Annotated in this window: 14 protein-coding genes and 3 pseudogenes; 11 read left to right on the top strand and 6 right to left on the bottom strand. The window is 70.9% G+C overall.

The annotated features are described in order from the left end of the window. Positions 1-92: 92 nt before the first annotated feature. Positions 93-1,115 carry a DMT family transporter gene (locus tag AB0O76_RS13325; protein ID WP_365489099.1) on the bottom strand — a complete coding sequence of 341 codons (1,023 nt, stop codon included), beginning with the start codon at positions 1,113-1,115 and terminating at the stop codon, positions 93-95. Between the two features lie 420 nt (positions 1,116-1,535). Here AB0O76_RS13325 and AB0O76_RS13320 point away from each other — a divergent pair, with 420 nt between their 5' ends. From AB0O76_RS13320 to AB0O76_RS13305, 4 genes are read left to right on the top strand one after another with little or no spacing between them, the layout of a single operon-like run. Next, positions 1,536-2,267, top strand: a complete 732-nt coding sequence (locus tag AB0O76_RS13320; RefSeq protein ID WP_365489096.1) for a methyltransferase domain-containing protein — start codon at positions 1,536-1,538, stop codon at positions 2,265-2,267. Between the two features lie 11 nt (positions 2,268-2,278). Further along, complete coding sequence (locus tag AB0O76_RS13315; protein WP_365489093.1) at positions 2,279-3,049, top strand: IucA/IucC family C-terminal-domain containing protein; 771 nt, start codon at positions 2,279-2,281, stop codon at positions 3,047-3,049. Between the two features lie 52 nt (positions 3,050-3,101). Continuing rightward, a complete protein-coding gene (gene glgA, locus AB0O76_RS13310; RefSeq protein WP_365489090.1) occupies positions 3,102-4,268 on the top strand; it encodes a glycogen synthase in 1,167 nt (388 codons plus the stop codon). A 22-nt stretch (positions 4,269-4,290) separates the two neighbouring features. Beyond that, positions 4,291-5,550, top strand: coding sequence for a glucose-1-phosphate adenylyltransferase (locus AB0O76_RS13305; protein ID WP_365489087.1), 1,260 nt, complete (start codon positions 4,291-4,293; stop codon positions 5,548-5,550). Between the two features lie 6 nt (positions 5,551-5,556). Here AB0O76_RS13305 and AB0O76_RS13300 read toward each other — a convergent pair. The 4 genes and pseudogenes from AB0O76_RS13300 to AB0O76_RS13285 form a co-directional block, all read right to left on the bottom strand. After that, positions 5,557-5,769, bottom strand: a pseudogene (locus AB0O76_RS13300) (ABC transporter permease); the annotation flags it as partial. A gap of 1 nt (position 5,770) precedes the next feature. After that, a pseudogene (locus tag AB0O76_RS13295) lies at positions 5,771-6,058 on the bottom strand (ATP-binding cassette domain-containing protein); the annotation flags it as partial. A 103-nt stretch (positions 6,059-6,161) separates the two neighbouring features. Beyond that, a complete protein-coding gene (locus tag AB0O76_RS13290; RefSeq protein WP_365489084.1) occupies positions 6,162-6,815 on the bottom strand; it encodes a response regulator transcription factor in 654 nt (217 codons plus the stop codon). After that, positions 6,806-8,572: a histidine kinase gene (locus AB0O76_RS13285; RefSeq protein ID WP_365489081.1), complete on the bottom strand. Its 1,767-nt coding sequence runs from the start codon at positions 8,570-8,572 to the stop codon at positions 6,806-6,808. The genes AB0O76_RS13290 and AB0O76_RS13285 overlap by 10 nt, the downstream gene beginning before the upstream one ends. A gap of 178 nt (positions 8,573-8,750) precedes the next feature. On the opposite strand from AB0O76_RS13285, the gene AB0O76_RS13280 reads away from it, so the two are divergent. The 6 genes and pseudogenes from AB0O76_RS13280 to AB0O76_RS13255 all read left to right on the top strand — a co-directional run. Beyond that, a complete protein-coding gene (locus tag AB0O76_RS13280; RefSeq protein ID WP_365489078.1) occupies positions 8,751-8,936 on the top strand; it encodes a hypothetical protein in 186 nt (61 codons plus the stop codon). A 255-nt stretch (positions 8,937-9,191) separates the two neighbouring features. Next, positions 9,192-9,914: a hypothetical protein gene (locus tag AB0O76_RS13275; RefSeq protein ID WP_365489075.1), complete on the top strand. Its 723-nt coding sequence runs from the start codon at positions 9,192-9,194 to the stop codon at positions 9,912-9,914. 107 nt (positions 9,915-10,021) lie between these two features. After that, positions 10,022-12,373 carry a GH92 family glycosyl hydrolase gene (locus tag AB0O76_RS13270; RefSeq protein ID WP_365489072.1) on the top strand — a complete coding sequence of 784 codons (2,352 nt, stop codon included), beginning with the start codon at positions 10,022-10,024 and terminating at the stop codon, positions 12,371-12,373. Between the two features lie 231 nt (positions 12,374-12,604). Next, positions 12,605-13,984 (top strand): wax ester/triacylglycerol synthase family O-acyltransferase, encoded by a 1,380-nt coding sequence (locus AB0O76_RS13265; protein WP_365489069.1) that lies wholly within the window; start codon positions 12,605-12,607, stop codon positions 13,982-13,984. An 83-nt stretch (positions 13,985-14,067) separates the two neighbouring features. Continuing rightward, a complete protein-coding gene (locus AB0O76_RS13260) occupies positions 14,068-15,573 on the top strand; it encodes an SDR family NAD(P)-dependent oxidoreductase (RefSeq protein ID WP_365489066.1) in 1,506 nt (501 codons plus the stop codon). Between the two features lie 121 nt (positions 15,574-15,694). Further along, positions 15,695-16,114 (top strand): annotated as a pseudogene (locus tag AB0O76_RS13255) (hypothetical protein); the annotation flags it as partial. An 8-nt stretch (positions 16,115-16,122) separates the two neighbouring features. Here AB0O76_RS13255 and AB0O76_RS13250 read toward each other — a convergent pair. After that, the gene (locus AB0O76_RS13250) at positions 16,123-16,962 is read right to left on the bottom strand and encodes an SDR family oxidoreductase (RefSeq protein WP_365489063.1); all 840 of its coding nucleotides are present in this window, start codon (positions 16,960-16,962) and stop codon (positions 16,123-16,125) included. Positions 16,963-17,291: 329 nt separating this feature from the next. On the opposite strand from AB0O76_RS13250, the gene AB0O76_RS13245 reads away from it, so the two are divergent. After that, positions 17,292-17,465 carry a hypothetical protein gene (locus AB0O76_RS13245; RefSeq protein ID WP_365489762.1) on the top strand — a complete coding sequence of 58 codons (174 nt, stop codon included), beginning with the start codon at positions 17,292-17,294 and terminating at the stop codon, positions 17,463-17,465. The last annotated feature ends 7 nt before the right edge of the window (positions 17,466-17,472 follow it).

Below are 17,472 nucleotides of genomic sequence, written 5' to 3'. Positions count from 1 at the left end.
GACGCTCCCGAAACGCCGGAAGCCCCCTGAATCCGAGACTCAGGGGGCTTCAACAATGCGTACCCAAGGGCATCGAGGGCCTCGACGACGCCTCAGGAGCCGATGCTTTCCCGAGGATGACGGGCGTGGCGGAACAGCACCCGCCGGTGCGGACCGGGCGTGGGCTGCGAAGGCACTGCCGGCAGCTCGTGCGCCCGCACATCCCCTGCGTCCACGACGGGATCCGCGGGCGCGGGCCCGCCCTTGGCCACCGGCACGCTCGCCGGGGGAGCCGGATGGCCCTCCGTGGCGATCCGCTCCGTGGTCAGCAGGATCAGACCGCCGGCGGCGACGACGCCGAAGGCCAGCGCGACGGCGGCACCGGTGGCGCCGTAGCGGAACGATTCGCCGAAGAGCGTGAGCCCCACCGCGGCCGCCACGACCGGATTCACCACCGTCACCGTGGACAGCGGCGCCGCGAGGCCCGCCCCGCGGTACGAGGCCTGCGAGATGAGCACTCCGGCGCTCGCGAGGACGGCGATCACCGCGAGGCTCGGCACCTGCTGCGTCAGCGGCTCGTTCTCCGACCAGTCCACCGCCACGGTCTTGGTGAATACCGAGGCGATGCCGAAGGCCACGCCCGCCGCACCGGCCAGCAGGACACTGCGCACCACCGGATGCCGGTGCACGGCATGAGCGAGCACCATCAGCGCCAGGACGGCACCGCCGGTGGCGAGCGCCACCATGACCCGCTCGGCGTTGTCCAGGGACTGCGCGTCGGCGGCCTGGGTCAGCGACAACAGGCCCGCGAGTCCCACGGTCGCCATGATCGCGCCGCGCCACGCGGTGGCCCCTGCCTTGCGGCGCACGAACACGGCGGCCATCGGCAGGGCGAAGACGATGGTCAGCGCGCCCAGCGGCTGCACCACGCTCAGCGGCCCGTACGCGAGCGCGACCACGTGCAGAACCGCACCGAGGCCGTTCAGCGCGATCGCGACCCACCACATGCCGCGGCCCAGCGGGGCGTACCGCCGCTCCGGCGTGGTCACCGCGACGCGCTCCTGAAGGATCGCCCCGCCCGCATAGGCGACGGCGGAAACGAGGGAGAGCAGCACGGCCACCGTGAGGGCACTCATGAGGTGCTCCACGGTGTGCGATACGCCCTGTGGGCCCGGGGCGTCCGGCGCGGCGAACGGTCGGCTTCCATACTCACTACGATCTCGCGGAATTGGCTCCACGTCGTCGTCCCTCAGCAGGCATTGGGTCCTACTGCCGATGGAGTACGACCCGCCAGATGTCCTCCCACGGGTGGGTTACGCGGTAGTTCGGCCGATCATCCAGAATCTCGAAAATTCTTCCGCGAGCGGAGCCGGGAACGGCCCCGTGCGGGCCGCTGGCCACGGCTCGGGCGACCGTGCGCCGGCGGTCCGGTGTGCCGACCTGCCACCCGTCTCCAGCCCTCCCCAGACGCCTGCTCACACCCTCGCCATATAGCACCTGACCTGGGCTTTGGTGCTTTCCGTCGATACGATTTCCGCTCGTGGAAAGGGGTCCGGATGCACCGGAACATACGCAGTGTCGACGACGTCCTGAAGCTCCTGGACGGCCTGTTCGCGCCGGAAGCGGACCGCTGGACCGCTGACGCGGCGGACTGGTGGGACGGCTTCTACGACGACCGCTCCCGGCAGGTGCCGTTCTTCGTGGCGAAACCGGACGAGAACCTGGTCGCGTACCTCGACCGGGGCCTGATCACGCCGGGCCGCGCCCTGGACCTGGGCTGCGGACCGGGCCGCAACGCCCTGCACCTGGCCGCCGAGGGCTTCCGGGTGGACGCCGTCGACCTCTCCCCGGCGGCCGTCGCCTGGGCCGACGAGCGGGCCCGCGAGGCCGGCGCGGACGTCCGGTTCCACTGCGGCGACGCCTTCGAACTCACGGCGGACGAGCTGGGCGGCCCGTACGACCTGATCTACGACTCGGGCTGCTTCCACCACCTGCCGCCGCACCGCCGCATCAGCTACCTCGCCCTGCTCGACCGCGTCCTGGCGCCCGGCGGTCATCTCGCCCTGACCTGTTTCGCCGCCGGCGGGATGGGCTCCGAGCTGCCCGACGCGGACTTCTACCGCGCGTCAGGCCTCCAGGGTGGTCTCGCCTACACACCGGAGTCCCTGCGCTGGATCTTCTCCGACCTGACCGAGGTCGAACTGCGCCGCATGCGCGACGAGTCGCCCGAGTCCGCGCACTTCGGTGAGCCCTTCCTGTGGACGGCCCTGTTCCGCCGGGCCGCCTAGGCTCTACTGTCGTGAAACACCACATCGGCAACCACCACACCGGCAACCACCGCATCGACCTGGCCGAACTCGCTTCCGTCGGCGGATTCTTCGCCCTGCGCACGGGAACACCGCCGGGCGGCGCCCAAGTGGCGCCACTGGCACGGGTGTACGCGGGCGAGAGCGGCCCCCTCGCGTTCCGCGTGGACAAGGTCGGCGCGCGGCTCGGCGCGCCCGACGAGCGGGTGGCCGTGTCCGTGGCGCAGTTGGGGCTCGCGGCACGGCTGTGGTCGGTGGCGCTCGGGTCGGCCGCGCTGCACGGCGAGGTGCCGGACCTCGACCCGGAGCTACTGCACTGGGACGCCGACGGCAGTTCGCCCGACGACCTGTGGCTCACCGACGTACGGGGCAGGACCGCCGACGCCGCCGCCGTCCGCAACGCCGTCCAGGAGAGCCATCTGGCGCCCCTGGCCGACACCCTGCGCTCCCGCTACCGCATCTCCGCCCGTCTGCTGTGGGGCAACGCGGGCTCCGCGCTCGCCGGCGCGGCCCGCGAACTGCACACCTGGGCGCGGCGCACGGGACGTACCGAAGTGGGGGAGCGCGCCCTGGCCCTGGCCGCCGAGCTCTTCGCCCACCCCGACCTGCGCGGCACCGGAGCCCTGGACGGCACGGCCTTCCGGCGCCGCAGCTGCTGCCTCTACTACCGGTGCCCCGGCGGCGGCCTGTGCGGCGACTGCTGCTTCGAGCGGCCGCCCCACAGGTCCGTGCGGGACTCTTCCCCGCCGGGCGCTTCTGGGTGACCATGAGGAGGCGAACGGCCGACGGCAGGGGCGGACGGACGGGGGGTTCTGCGTGCGAGTGGGACTGCTCACCCGGGAGTATCCGCCGGACGTCTACGGCGGCGCCGGAGTCCATGTCGAGTTCCTCGCACGGGAGTTACGCTCCCTGGTCGACGTCGACGTGCACTCCTGGGGAGAGCCCGGCACCGCCGACGGGCTCACGCGGCACCGGGCCTGGGACGCCCTCGAAGGCGCCAACGACGCCCTGCGCACCCTCTCCGTGGATCTCTCCATGGCGGCCTCGCTCACGGGCTGCGATCTCGTCCACTCCCACACCTGGTACGCCAATCTCGCGGGCCACATCGGCAAACTCCTGCACGGCGTCCCGCACGTCATGACCTCGCATTCCCTGGAACCCCTGCGCCCCTGGAAGGCCGAGCAACTGGGCGGCGGATACGCCCTGTCCAGCTGGGCCGAGCGCACCGCCGTCGAGTCGGCGGACGCCGTGATCGCCGTATCGCACGGGATGCGCGCCGACATCCTCGCCTGCTACCCGGCCGTCGACCCGGCCCGCGTACGCGTCGTGCACAACGGCATCGACACCGACCTGTACCGCCCCGACCCCGGCACGGACGTCCTGGAGAGCCTGGGCATCGACCCCGAGCGGCCCTACGTCCTGTTCGTCGGCCGCATCACCCGGCAGAAGGGCGTGCCCCATCTGCTGCGCGCCGCCGCCAAGTTGGACCCAGCGGCCCAGCTCGTGCTCTGCGCCGGAGCCCCGGACACCCCGGAGATCGACGCCGAGTTCCGCACTCTCTTCGAGGAGTTGAGCCGCGCCCGCGGGGGAGTCCACTGGATCCCGGAGATGCTGCCGCGCCCCCAGATCGTCCAACTCCTCACCCACGCACGGGTGTTCGTCTGCCCTTCGGTGTACGAGCCGCTCGGCATCGTCAACCTGGAGGCGATGGCCTGCGGCACCCCGGTGGTGGCTTCGGCCGTCGGCGGCATCCCGGAGGTCGTCGCCGACGGAGAGACAGGACTCCTCGTCCCGTACGACGAACGGGCACCCGCGGCCTTCGAGGCGCAACTCGCGCACGCCCTGAACCACCTGGTGGCCGAACCGCGCACCGCGATCCGTATGGGCGCCGCCGGACGCGAGCGCGCGGTACGGGAGTTCGCCTGGGACGCGGTCGCCCGGCGCACGACCCACGTGTACGAGGAGTTGATCGAGTCCAAGTGATCCCAAGTCAGGGGGCGGCGCGATGCGCGGTGGACCTTCGGTGCTCGGAATCGTCCTGGCCGGCGGGGAGGGCAAACGCCTGCTGCCCCTCACCGCCGACCGGGCCAAACCAGCGGTCACGTTCGGCGGCACGTACCGCCTCGTCGACTTCGTGCTCTCCAACCTCGTCAACGGCGACGTCCTGCGGATCTGCGTACTGACCCAGTACAAGTCGCACTCCCTGGACCGGCATGTGACCACGACCTGGCGGATGTCGAGCCTGCTCGGCAACTACGTCACCCCGGTCCCGGCCCAGCAGCGCCTCGGCCCGCGCTGGTACTCCGGCAGCGCGGACGCGATCCTGCAGTCCCTCAACCTCGTCCACGACGAACAGCCCGACTACATCGCGGTGTTCGGCGCCGACCACGTCTACCGCATGGACCCCCGGCAGATGCTCAATCAGCACTTCGAGAGCGGCGCCGGAGTGACGGTCGCGGGGATCCGGGTGCCGCGCGCCGACGCGTCGTCCTTCGGCATCATCACCCCGGCACGGGACGGCACGCGGGTCGACCGCTTCCTGGAGAAGCCCGCCGACCCTTCCCCAAGCTCTCGAACCGACTCGAGCAGGGGAGACCCCATCGGCCTTCCCGGCTCCCCGCACCAAGTGTTCGCCTCCATGGGCAACTACGTCTTCACCACGAAGACCCTCGTCGACGCGCTCCAGCAGGACGCCGATGACAACAACTCCGTGCACGACATGGGTGGTTCGATCCTGCCGATGCTCACCGAGCGCGGCCTGGCCCAGCTGTACGACTTCGACGACAACCACGTCCCGGGCGAGACCGCGCGCGACCACGGCTACTGGCGTGACGTCGGCACCCTCGACGCGTACTACGAAGCGCACATGGACCTGATCTCGGACCAGCCGGTGTTCAACTTGGACAACCGCCGCTGGCCGATCTACACCCACCCCGGCGGGTTACCGCCCGCCAAGTTCTGCGCGGGCGGCATCGCGAGCGAATCCATCGTCAGCCCCGGCTGCGTCATCCGCGGCCAGGTCACCCGCTCCGTGCTCTCGCCCGGGGTCACTGTCGAGCAGGGGGCGGTCGTGCAGGGCTCGGTGCTGCACGACAACGTACGCGTCGGGCGCGGTGCCGTGGTCCGTGGCGCCGTCCTCGACAAGAACGTGGACGTCCCGCCCGGCGCGACGATTGGCGTCAACCCCGAGCGGGACCAGAATCTCTACACGGTGTCCAAGGGCGGTGTGATCGCGCTGGGTAAGGGACAGGCCGTGCCCTTGTAGGACTCGCCTAGAGCCCCTCTCCCGTGCCGCGCAGACGGCGAGAATGATCACCACGGCCTGGGCGATCTGCGTCCAGGACGGCGGCAGATCGTGCTTGATGAGCGTGGCGGTGAGCAGCTGGATCAGTACGGCGCCCGCGAGGATGCCGCCCGTCCGCACGCGCCCGCCGCTGAGCGGTGTGCCGCCGACCACGACCGCCGTGATCGCGGACAGTTCCATCTGCCGTCTCGCTGCGGCCCGAGCCGAGCAGGCCGCCGAGGCCCACCACCTGGCCGTCAGGACAGGTTGGTCGGCCGTGTCATGGCTGCCGGTGAACTTGGTGACGCCCTCCTCGCGTACGTCCCCGACCTCGCGACCCAGCATCAGCGAACAGGGTCTGGACCTCGCGGGGTTCGAGGGACGACGTCGGCTCGTCCATGATGACGACCTGCGCGTCGACCGAGACCGCCCGGGCCAGGGCCACCATCTGCTGGGTGCCGACGCCCAGTTCGCGCAGCGGGCGGCGTACGAGATCCCGGCGTGCTGTGCCTCCAGGGGGGTGGAGAAGGCGGCCTGGCGGCCGTTGTACGTCAGCTCGCACCGCCTTTGGAGGCCCTACGGAAGTCTGGGGCTCAGCGGCCACGGGCCTGCAGAAATGCCAGCACGGCGAGCACTCTCCTGTTGCCGACATGCCGGCCGGGCAGGCCGAGTTTGTGGAAGACGTGCCGCGTATGGGTGTTGACGGTGTGGGGCGACAGGAAGAGCCGCTCGGCGATGCGCTTGTCGGTCAGCCCCTCGGCCATCAGCCGCAGTACGTCCAGCTCCCGGTCGCTGAGCTCGTCCAGCGGATGTTCTCCACGCCGGGCGGTGAGGAGTTCACCCACGACGTCCGGGTCGATGGCCGTTCCTCCGGCGGCCAGGCGCTGGAGGGTCTGGGTGAGTTGCTGGGCGTCGAAAATGCGGTCCTTGAGCAAGTAGCCGGTGCCGTTGGAGCCACTCTCCAGCAGCCGGGACGCGTACTCCGGCACGGCATGCTGAGAGAGCACCAGGATGCCCAGGTCCGGCATCGTCGTACGCAATGAGATGGCGAGCAGCAGTCCTTCGTCGCTGAAGGTGGGTGGCATCCGGATGTCCAGAATGACGGCGTCGGGGCGGGCCGCGGCCACCGTGTCGGCGACATGCCGAGGGTGCGCGATGGTCCCCACGACACGGTGGCCCTGAGCCTCGAGGAGCCGCCGCAAACCCTCTCGGACGATGAGGGAGTCATCCACCACGATCACACGCATGGCAGCTCCGCTGTGACGTGTGTTCCGAGGCCGGGAGGCGAGACGATCTCAAGCCGGCCGCCGACAGCCGTGACCCGGTCGGTGAGGCCCGAAAGACCCGACCCCATCGTCGCGCCGCCGGGACCTTGGTCGCTGATGTCGACGAGGAGCCACCCCGGCCGGTGCACGGCGCGCACCCACGCGTCGGCACGGTCCGCGTGCTTGACGATGTTCTGCAGCGCCTCGCTCACGACGTAATACGCGGTGACCTCGATCAGCGGCGCGAGGCGCCCGCTGATCTGTACGTCGAGGCGGACGCGTATCCCGGCCCGCCGTGCGAGGCTTCCCAGGGCGGGTGCGAGGCCCTGGTCGGTGAGGACCGCGGGGCGGATCCCCTGTGCCAGGTCACGGAGTTCACCGATGGCCGCGCGCAGTTCCCGCTCCAGCTCGTCGATCAGTTCGCGCTCGTCGGCATCGTTCATCCTGCCGCGGAGCAGGCCGAGGGTGAGTCCGACGCCCAGGAGACGCTGCTGTGCGCCGTCGTGCAAGTCCCGCTCGAGGCGCTGGCGTTCGGAGTCGGCCGCGGAGGCGATGCGTTGGCGCGAGGCGCGGACCTCGGCGAGTTGGGCGCGTACCTGCGCATGCAGCCGGGCGTTCTCCAGGGAGAGCCGCACGGCGGCGGCCGCCGCGTCCAGCAACTGCCGGTCCTCGGACAGCGCCGGGTCGTGCACCAGCGCTGCCACGGGGGGATCGCCCAGCGTCGTCAACGACTGGCTGCCGTCGTGCGGCGGATGGTAGGGGCGGCCTGACACATCGAGCCAGCCGTCCTCGGTGGGGAAAGCGACCCGCAGCAGCGGATCCCGCAACATCTCGGCCAGAGCCGCTTCGACGGCGTCCGCGGAGACCCGCTCCAGCCTGCCGACGAGCGTGCCGACCGAGGCGAACGCCAGCCGCTCGCGCAGCAGCCCGACAAGGAAGGCGATGGGCAGTGCGAGGACCGAGAGCCAGCCCAGGGCGTATTCGAGCAGATGGGCGGAGGCCTTGGTGCCGGTGTGCCCGGCGTAGACGGCGAGGATGAGCAGTTGGACTCCGGCGAGGACGAGCACGGCAAGACCACCCACGACGATCAGGAAGCGGAGCAGGCGGCGCTGGCGCGGGGTGGAGCGCAGGACCCTTCGGATCAGCAACACCAGGGCGGTGCCGGCAAACGCGACCGATGCCACCATGAACACCGCTCTCAGGCGCAGGTACAGCTGCGGGTCGGCGACCAGTTGGACGGGGCTCGGTCCGCACCAGTCGGCGCAGATGGGCACCGCGGTCTTCGTCACCAACATGGCGACGCCGGCGACGGCCTCCAGGACGAACGCGGCGCCGACCAGAGCTCGTTCGGCCCTGGAATGGAGGCGCCCGGAGGGGTACCCCAGAAACAGGTGGCCCGCGACGGGGAATTGCAGCCACAGCGCCGGTACCCCGAAGAGCACGGTCACCTCCCGGCCGGGCATGGCCGCGGGAAGCATCAAACCGTTGTTGAGGTTGGCGATGAGGACGACCAGGCCCATGGCCGCCATCCAGGGGCCGGTACGGCTGCGCGGCCGCAGGCGCCAGGCCGCGATCCCCGCGGCGGTGAAGCACACACCCACGGTCGTGCCGCTGAAATTCAGCAGCGGAATGCCGTAACGCAGCCCCAGCCACAGGCTGAGTCCGGTGAGCCCGGCACCGAGGGTGCCGGTTGCGAGGAGCAGACGCGTCGTCGGCGCCACTCCGCCAGGAGCGCCCATGTCGTGATGGTGGCACTGATGACGGCAGCGGTGGGGCGACCGGAGCACGGGTCACTGATTTCAGTGAGGCGGACGGCGAGTGCCAGTGACGCGGCCGGGCCGGCCACACACCCATCATGAGTCGGCGCGCTCGGAAGCCGCCGACTCCGGCCCTCACCCCGCAGACGAGGACGACCACATGACGCCGCACCATGACCACCACCAAACCCTCCCGGCCAAGTGTGCGCCGGAGGCACTGATCGATCTCCGTGTCGGGGGGCTGCGCCTTGTCTTCTACGCGTCAGCCCCTCTTCGTACCGTCATCGGCGGTTTACTCACCAGTGGCGCCGCCACGCTGATCGGCTACCTCGCCGGGCTCCGCTAGGGCCTGTCCGATGGGTCCTGCCGGGGTCGCGACCCCTGGCACGCCCATCTGCGGCGTTGTCGTCGGTTGCCAACGCTCCGCGTTGTCGCCCTCCTCCGCCTTGCAGCTGCACGCACCAGGGCCCGCTCGGCCCTGCTGAATCGGCACCCGGCGCGAAGACCGGCCTGACCCATCGGACAGGCCCTAGGGGGCGCGGCGCTGTCATGAACTCTTAATCCCGTGGACGGGCGCCCGCACGCTTGGCACCATCACCCCGTGATCACGGATGACGAGAGCCGGGAGCGGGCGGTGCGGGCCGCGGTCCGCAACAACGCCGCATGGTGTGACGCGGTCTGCCGCGCGCACGGCCTGCCGGGCGAGTTCGGCCGCGAGGCGTGGACGAACGAGCGGCGTACACCACCGCTGTACCCGGACGCGGTCACGCTCACCGCCGATGCCTCGGCGCACGAGCTGGTGGCCCGGATCGACACACGGTCGCCCGGCTGCTCGGTGAAGGACAGCTTCGCCCGCCTCGACCTGGAACCGCTGGGCTTCGAGGTGCTGTTCGAGGCGAGCTGGATCCACCGGCCGGCGGGCGGGGCCTCCAATGCCCCGCCCCCGGACGTGAGTTGGGCGCCGCTTTCCGACGCCGACGCGCTGCCGGCGTGGGAGACGGCCTGGGGCGACGGGGCGGAACCGACCGGACTCTTCCGGAAAGGGCTGCTGTCCGGCGACACGACGTTCCTGGCCGGGACGGACCGCGAAGGGCGGATCGTCGCGGGCGGTGTCGTCAGCCGCAGCGATTCGGTCGCCGGCGTCTCCAACCTGTTCGCCCTGGGGGACGAGGAGGCCGCTTGGGCGGGATGCCTCGCCGAAGTCACCCGGCGGTGGCCGGACTTGCCCGTCGTCGGATACGAGAGCGGGGAGAGCCTGGAGGCGGCCGTCGGCCAGGGCTTCACGCCCATCGGGCCGCTGCGGGTGTGGCTGCACACGGGTTGAGGCCCCTTCGCCCGCCGCCTCCGACCCCTTGACGCACACGACACCACCCCCGAAGAATGATCGCGTTCCGCGCTTTGACAACGTTGTCTAAGGAGGCGTTCCCACCCATGAGATGGACCCAACGGCTACGCGGTACCGGGGTGGCGGTGGCTGTGGCCGCGCTTCTCGGGGGAGCCCTGGCCATTCCGTCGGCGCAGGCAGCTCCGGCGGAGGACGGTCAACTGACCGATCTGGTCAACCCGTTCATCGGCACCGAGAACGAGGGGAACACCTACCCCGGCGCGGCCGTGCCCTTCGGCATGGTCCAGTTCTCCCCGGACACCGGCCACAACACCGGCTACGACCACTCCGACACCCACATCCGCGGCTTCTCCACCGTGCATCTCTCCGGTGTCGGCTGCGGCTTGGGCGGCGATCTGCCGGTCCTGCCCACCACGGGGGACGTGAAGGAGACGGACTACGCCAAGTATGCGGCGGAGTTCAGCCACGACGACGAGAAGGCGAGCCCCGGCGCGTACAAGGTGGGCCTGAAGTCCGGCATCGACGCCGAGCTGACCGCGACCAAGCGCACCGGCGTCCAGCGCTACACGTTCCCCGCGACCGACAAGGCCAACGTCCTGCTCAACGCGGGCCAGTCGCTGCACAAGACCGGCTCCACCAAGGTCGAGATCCTCGACAGCCGTACGGTCCGCACGGCGATCACCGGCAGCGGCTTCTGCCAGGACACCAAGCCGTACACCGTCTACACGATCACCCGCTTCGACCGGCCCTTCACCACGTCCGGCACCTGGAAGGGCGACACCGTCACCGAGGGCTCGAAGGAGTCGGCGGCGGGCGACGAGCGCAACGGCGCCTTCGTCCGGTTCGACACCTCCAAGGACCGCACGGTCGAGGCGACCACCGCGCTCTCGTACGTCGATGCCAAGGGTGCCGCGCTCAACCTCCGTGCGGAGGGCGGGCGTTCGTACGACCGTGTCGCGCGGTCGGCGCGCGCGGCGTGGGAGGACCGGCTCGACGACGTACAGGCCAAGGGCGGCAGCGAGACCGTGCGCCGGACCTTCTACTCGTCGCTCTACCGCTCGTTCCTCGCGCCGAACATCGGCAGTGACGTCGACGGCCGCTACACCGGTTGGGACCAGAAGACCCACCGCACTGCTGATGACGGGGGATTCACGTACTACCAGAACTGGTCCCTCTGGGACACCTACCGCACCCAGGCGCAGCTGCTCGCGCTCCTCGCGCCGCACGAGTCGCGCGACATGGCGCTCTCCGTCCTGAAGATCGACGAGGAGAGCGGCTGGCTGCCCAAGTGGGGCTACGGCACGGTCGAGACGAACATCATGACCGGTGATCCGGTCACCCCGTTCCTCACCAACGCCTACCAGCAGGGTCTGTTGAAGGGGCACGAGGAAGCGGCGTACCGCGCGCTGAAGAAGAACGCGGACGGTGTGCCGCCCGACGACTCCGCGCCCGTCGGACGTGAGGCCAACAAGGAATACCTGAGCGACGGTTTCGCGCCATTCATCAAGGGCCGCCCGCACGCCAAGCCCGGCGACTCCGACTACGACCACGGCGCATCCGCGACCCTGGAGTACGCCCTGTCGGACGCGATGCTCGGCCAGATGGCCCGCGACCTGGGCCACGAGGACGACGCGAAGCGCTATGCCGATCGTGCGCAGAACTACCGCAAGATCTTTGACAGTTCGACCGGCTTCTTCCGTGCGCGGGACGCGTCCGGTGCCTTCACCGGCCCGGCCGACCCGGCCAAGAGCGAGGGCTTCCACGAGGGCACGTCCTGGCAGTACCAGTGGCTCGTCCCGCAGGACCTGCCCGGCATGGTCGGCCTGATCGGCGGCAAGCAGGCCACCAACGACCGCCTCGACTCCTTCTTTGCGTACGAGCAGCTCCTGAAGGACCCGGCGAAGACCGCGCGCGAGGTGTGGGTCAACGGCCCCTACGACTACTACAACGCGGACAAGTACAACCCGCAGAACGAGCCCGATCTGATCGCGCCGTACACATACCTCTCGACCGGCCGGCCGTGGAAGACCACCGACGTGGTGCACGCCGCGTTGACCCTGTTCACGGACACCCCGACCGGCATGACCGGGAACGACGACCTCGGCACCATGTCCGCCTGGAACGTGCTGTCCTCGATCGGCGTCTTCCCGGTGCAGCCCGGTACGGACACCTGGGGCCTGTCGACGCCCGTCTTCGAGCGCGTCGACCTCACGCTCGACCGCCGCTACTACCCGAACGGGCGCCTCACGGTGAAGGCGCCGGGCACCTCGGACACCAACCGGTACATCCAGTCGGCGAGCACGGACGGCGCCGACTACGGCAGGACGTATCTGACCACCGACGACATCCGCGACACCCGCGAGCTCTCCTTCGTGGTGGGCGACAAGCCCTCCGCGTGGGGCACGTCCGCGGACGCCGCGCCGCCCGCGCTGAAGTGACGCGGCGCCGCCCGCGCAACGGGGCGTACGCCGGATGCCGCTGAAATCCGCTGGAGTGACGTAATCGATACGCCACATCAGCCCCACGAGGCCCGCCTTCACCAGGGAGGCGGGCCTTAATCTGTTGTTAACTGTGCGTAGCTTGATCGTACTTGACCGTAGTCGCGCAACGGCGATTGACTGCTCGCTCCACCCCACCCCCCGCACCGCCTTCGACGCGAGAGCAGACACGTGACGACGACGACTCGGACCGCTGAGACCTCCGACCTGCTCGCACCCCTCGACCTCGCCTTCTGGAACATAGAGACCGCCGAACACCCCATGCACCTGGGAGCCCTCGGCGTCTTCGAGGCCGAAACACCCGGCGCGGCCGAGCGTGCCGCCCAACTTCTCGCCTCCCGGGCGGCCGCCGTACCGGGGCTTCGCCTGCGCATACGGTCCGTCTGGCTGCCGGTCGGCGGGGCCGTCCGGACCACCGCCACCGGCTTCGACCCCCTTGACCACGTCACGCTCGCCGAGCCCATGGGGGACTTCCACGCCGCCGCCGGCGCACTGATGCAGCGCCCCCTGGAGCGCGGCAAGCCGCCGTGGGAGGCACATGTGCTGCCCGCGGATGACGGCTCCCGCTTCGCCGTGCTCTTCAAGTTCCACCACGCCCTCGCCGACGGGCTGCGGGCCCTGATGCTCGCGGCGGCGGTGATGGACCCCACCGACCTGCCCGCCGCGCGCCCCGTGCCCGAGGGGCCCGCCGCCTCCCGGTGGTCCTGGCTGCCCGACCCGCGCAAGCTGCCGGGCCTGGTCCGCGACGCCGTCGCCGACGTGGGGCAGGCCCTGGACATCGGCACCTCCGTCGCCCGCGCCACCTTGGACGTACGTTCATCGGACGCGTTCACGTCGGACGCGACCGGCACCCGGCGCACCGCGGGGGTGGCGCTCGATCTGGACGATGTGCACCGCGTACGCAAGACCGTGGGCGGCACCGTCAACGACGTACTGATCGCGGTCGTCGCCGGCGCCCTGCGCCGCTGGCTCGACGAGCGGGGCGACGGCAGCGATGGCGTCGAGCCGCGCGCCCTGGTTCCCGTCTCCCGGCGCAGGCCGCGCGGCGCACAGCCGCCTGGCAACCGGCTCTCGGGGTATCTGGTCCGGCTGCCCGTGGGCGACCCGGACCCGGTGGCGCGGCTGCGGTCCGTGCGCACCGCCATGGACCGCAACAAGGACGCGGGCCCGAACCGCGGGGCGGGCGCGGTAGCCCTCCTTGCCGATCATGTGCCGCCGATCGGCCACCTCATCGGCGGTCCCGTCGTCGCCCAGGCCGCCCGGCTGCTCTTCGACATCCTGGTCACCAGCGTCCCGCTGCCCAGCCTCGGACTGCGGCTCGACGGCTGCCCGCTCACCGAGGTGTACCCCTTCGCGCCGCTGGCCCAGGGGCAGGCGCTGGCCGTCGCCGTGTCGACCTACCGGGGGCGGGTGCACTTCGGTCTGGTCGCGGATGCGGCCGCCGTGCCCGACCTGGACCTTCTCGCCCGGAGCGTGCGGGACGAGCTCGCGGGGCTCGTCGCGGCGTGCGCCGATGGCTCGAGTTTGGTAAAGGGACCCGTCGCTACGTAAAGTTCTCTTCTTTGGAACATTCTCTTTGGAACATGCGCGGTCACCCGGACGGCCGCGGCATGAGTGACGCGAGGACAGCGGCGATGACGGTGACAGAAGACAGCCTGGAGGCTGCCGGTTCGGCCGAGGAGGCCGTCACGTACGGCCCCGGTATCGACCCCGACCGTCTCGCCGTCTGCCTCGGCGTGCTCGACGAGCTGGACAAGCTGGACGTCGACCACCCCGACGCCATCGCGGTGCGCCGCGCCACGGCCGGCATCTACCGGACCGTGAAGCAGCGCCGCCGCCAGGAGCGGAGGGCCGCCAAAACCGCTCACGACAAGGCGGTCACGGAAGCCACCGCGACCGGCTCCGCCGAGCGGATCGACGACGAGACCGAGGGCCTGCTGCCCTCGTCGCAGACCGAGGAGGGCAGGCTCGCGGGGATACTCCAGCGCCCGCGCTCCTGCTACACCTGCAAGACCCGGTACGTGGAAGTCGACTACTTCTACCACCAGCTCTGTCCGGACTGCGCCCGCCTGAACCGGAGCAAGCGCGACGCCCGCGCCGACCTCACCGGCAAGCGCGCGCTGCTCACCGGCGGCCGCGCCAAGATCGGCATGTACATCGCGCTGCGCCTGCTGCGCGACGGCGCCCACACCACCATCACGACGCGGTTCCCCAAGGACGCCATCCGCCGCTTCAAGGCGATGGACGACTCGGCGGACTGGCTGCACCGCCTGGAGGTCGTCGGCATCGACCTGCGCGACCCGGCGCAGTCCGTCGCGCTCGCCGAGCAGCTCGCCGCGGCGGGACCGCTCGACATCCTGATCAACAATGCGACGCAGACCGTGCGCCGCCTGCCCTCCGCGTACGCTGCCCTGGTCGACGGCGAGAGCGCGCCGCTGCCCGCCGGGGAACTGCCCGCCCACTCCGTGATCGGCGCCTTCAACTCCGGCGCGGTGGACGGCCTTGCCGCGCTGCCCGTCGGCACCAGCGGCATCGACGCGCAGAAGGTCGCCGACCTCGCCCTCGTCGCGGGCAACGCCAGCGTCGCCCGGCACCTCGACGGCACCGCCATCGACGCGGGCGGCCTGGTCCCGGACGTCGTCGACAGCAACACCTGGGTGCAGACCATCGAGCAGATCTCCCCGGTGGAGCTCCTCGAGACCCAGCTGTGCAACTACACCTCGCCGTTCATCCTGATCAGCGCGCTGCGTTCGGCGATGGCCGACGCCGCGAAGAAGGCGTCGAGCGGCCGCGCCTACGTCGTCAACGTCTCGGCGATGGAGGGCGTCTTCGGCCGCGGCTACAAGGGCGCGGGCCACCCGAACACGAACGCCGCGAAGGCCGCGATGAACATGGTGACGCGGACCAGCGCCCAGGAGATGTTCCAGACCGACGGCATCCTCATGACCTCGATCGACACCGGCTGGATCACCGACGAGCGCCCGCACTACGACAAGCTGCGCCTCGCCGAGGAGGGCTTCCACGCCCCGCTCGACCTGATCGACGGCGCGGCCCGGGTCTACGACCCGATCGTGCGCGGCGAGGCGGGCGAGGATCTGTACGGCGTCTTCCTGAAGGACTACGCACCCGGCAAGTGGTAGGGGGCGTGCCCGCCGACCGGCAGGGCCTGGCGGCCCACCGGACGGCGGCACCCGCCCGATAAACGGCCGTCTTACACGGACGACCTATACAAGCGTCATAGACGGCCGTATGGTTTCCGTCATGACGCAGACAGCGGCACGCCATCTCCCCGCGCGGCCCGGCCCCTTGGCCGCCTTCGCGCGCTTCGTGCTCTGCGGCGGCGGGGTGGGCGTCGTCTCCAGTGGCGCGGTGGTCGCGGTGGCGTCCTGGCTGCCGTGGGCCGTGGCCAACGCTCTGGTCACCGTCGCGTCGACCCTGCTCGCCACCGAACTGCACAGTCGCTTCAGCTTCGGGGTGCGGGCCGGCAGCCGGCTGCGCACCCATCTGCAGAGCGCCGGCACCGCGGCGGCCGCGTACGCCGTGACCATCCTCGCCGTGGGTGTGCTGCACTGCCTGCGCCCCGAGCCCGGAGCCCTGGCCGAGCAGGCCGTCTACCTCGGGGCCTCCGGGATCGCGGGCATCGGCAGGTTTCTCGTCCTGCGCCTCGTCGTCTTCGTCCGACCGTCGCCTCAGCCCTCGCTGCCGCCCTCACCCTCGCTCGACGCCGCACGCAGCCGCTCATGTACGGCGTACGAGGCGGCCGCGCCGGAGGCGGCACGCACCCTCGTCCCGCCGTCGACCAGGAGGTCCGCCCCCGTCACCCATTCGGCCGCATCGGACACGAGCCATGCCACGGCCCGCGCCACGTCCTGTGGCTCCCCGATGCGGCCGAGCGGCAGGCCCGCGGCGAGCCGCTCCTCCGCGCCCTCCCAGACGAAGCGGGCGAGTTCGGTGCGGACCAGGCCGGGGGAGACGGAGTTGACCCGCACCAAGGGGGCCAGTTCGCCCGCGAGTTGGGCGGTCAGGTGCAGGAGCGCGGCCTTGCTCGTGCCGTACGCGCCCACATGGGGTCCCACATGCGTGGCGCCCTCCGAGCAGACGTTCACCACCCGGCCGCCGTGCTCACCCATCCAGGCCCGCCAGGCCAGTTGGGTCAGGCGCAGCGCGGCCTCGACGTTCAAGGTGAAGGCGTCGCGCCATCGGCTGAGGTCGACGTCCATCAGCGCGCCGTAGGGGGCGTTCGTCGCGGCGTTGTTCACCAGTACGTCGAGCCGCCCGAACTCCCTTACCGCCAGGGCCACGCAGGCCTCCGCATGGCCGGGGTCGGCCACGTCACCCGCGAGGCCGACGGCGTCGGCGCCCCGGGCCCGGAGCCCGCCGACCGCGGTCCGCAGCGCGTCCGCGTCGCGGGCGGTGACGACGAGACGGTGCCCCGACTCCGCGAGGGCGTGCGCGACCGCGAGCCCGATTCCCCGCGAGGCTCCGGTCGTCAGAGCCACCGCGGTCTCGTGCGCCGACCGAGAAGTCATCCGCGTACGGTCCCACGAAGTCTCCGAAAGGCCCATGGGTGCGGTCCCGATGAGGAGTTCGGGGCCCGATGCCGACCCTGGGTCCAACCCGTGCTGACCCCCACACCGTCACCAAGTGTCCGAAATCCACTCCTTCGCCCGCCCCCATCGAGCGCGGGCGCGCTCATTTGGTTAACCTGGGGCGAACGGACGGCCGCAAGGGATCTACAAGCTCCCCCAAGCCGCCCCGGGACAGGCTCGCAACCAGGGCCGCGGTCCCGCCCGACAACCGGCGCCACCGCGACCGAACTGCCCTTGTCCTTCCGTTACGCGACACAAAGGAGTGCGCGGTGACACCAGATCTGACGAAGCAGGAAAAGCGACCGGCGGAGCGCGGCGGCGAGCGGGCCGGACGGCCTGGCAAGCTCAGCAATCTCGACTCGTGGGCCAAGGCCGCCCCGATCCGGCTTGCCGGATACGAGGACGACCTCGCGGAGCCGCACATCCTCCCCGGCATCGACTGATCCGACC

Source organism: Streptomyces sp. NPDC086554 (assembly GCF_040686095.1).
Taxonomy (GTDB): Bacteria; Actinomycetota; Actinomycetes; order Streptomycetales; family Streptomycetaceae; genus Streptomyces.
Note: the sequence above shows the minus strand (reverse complement) of the source record. Positions and strands in the feature narration are given on the sequence as shown.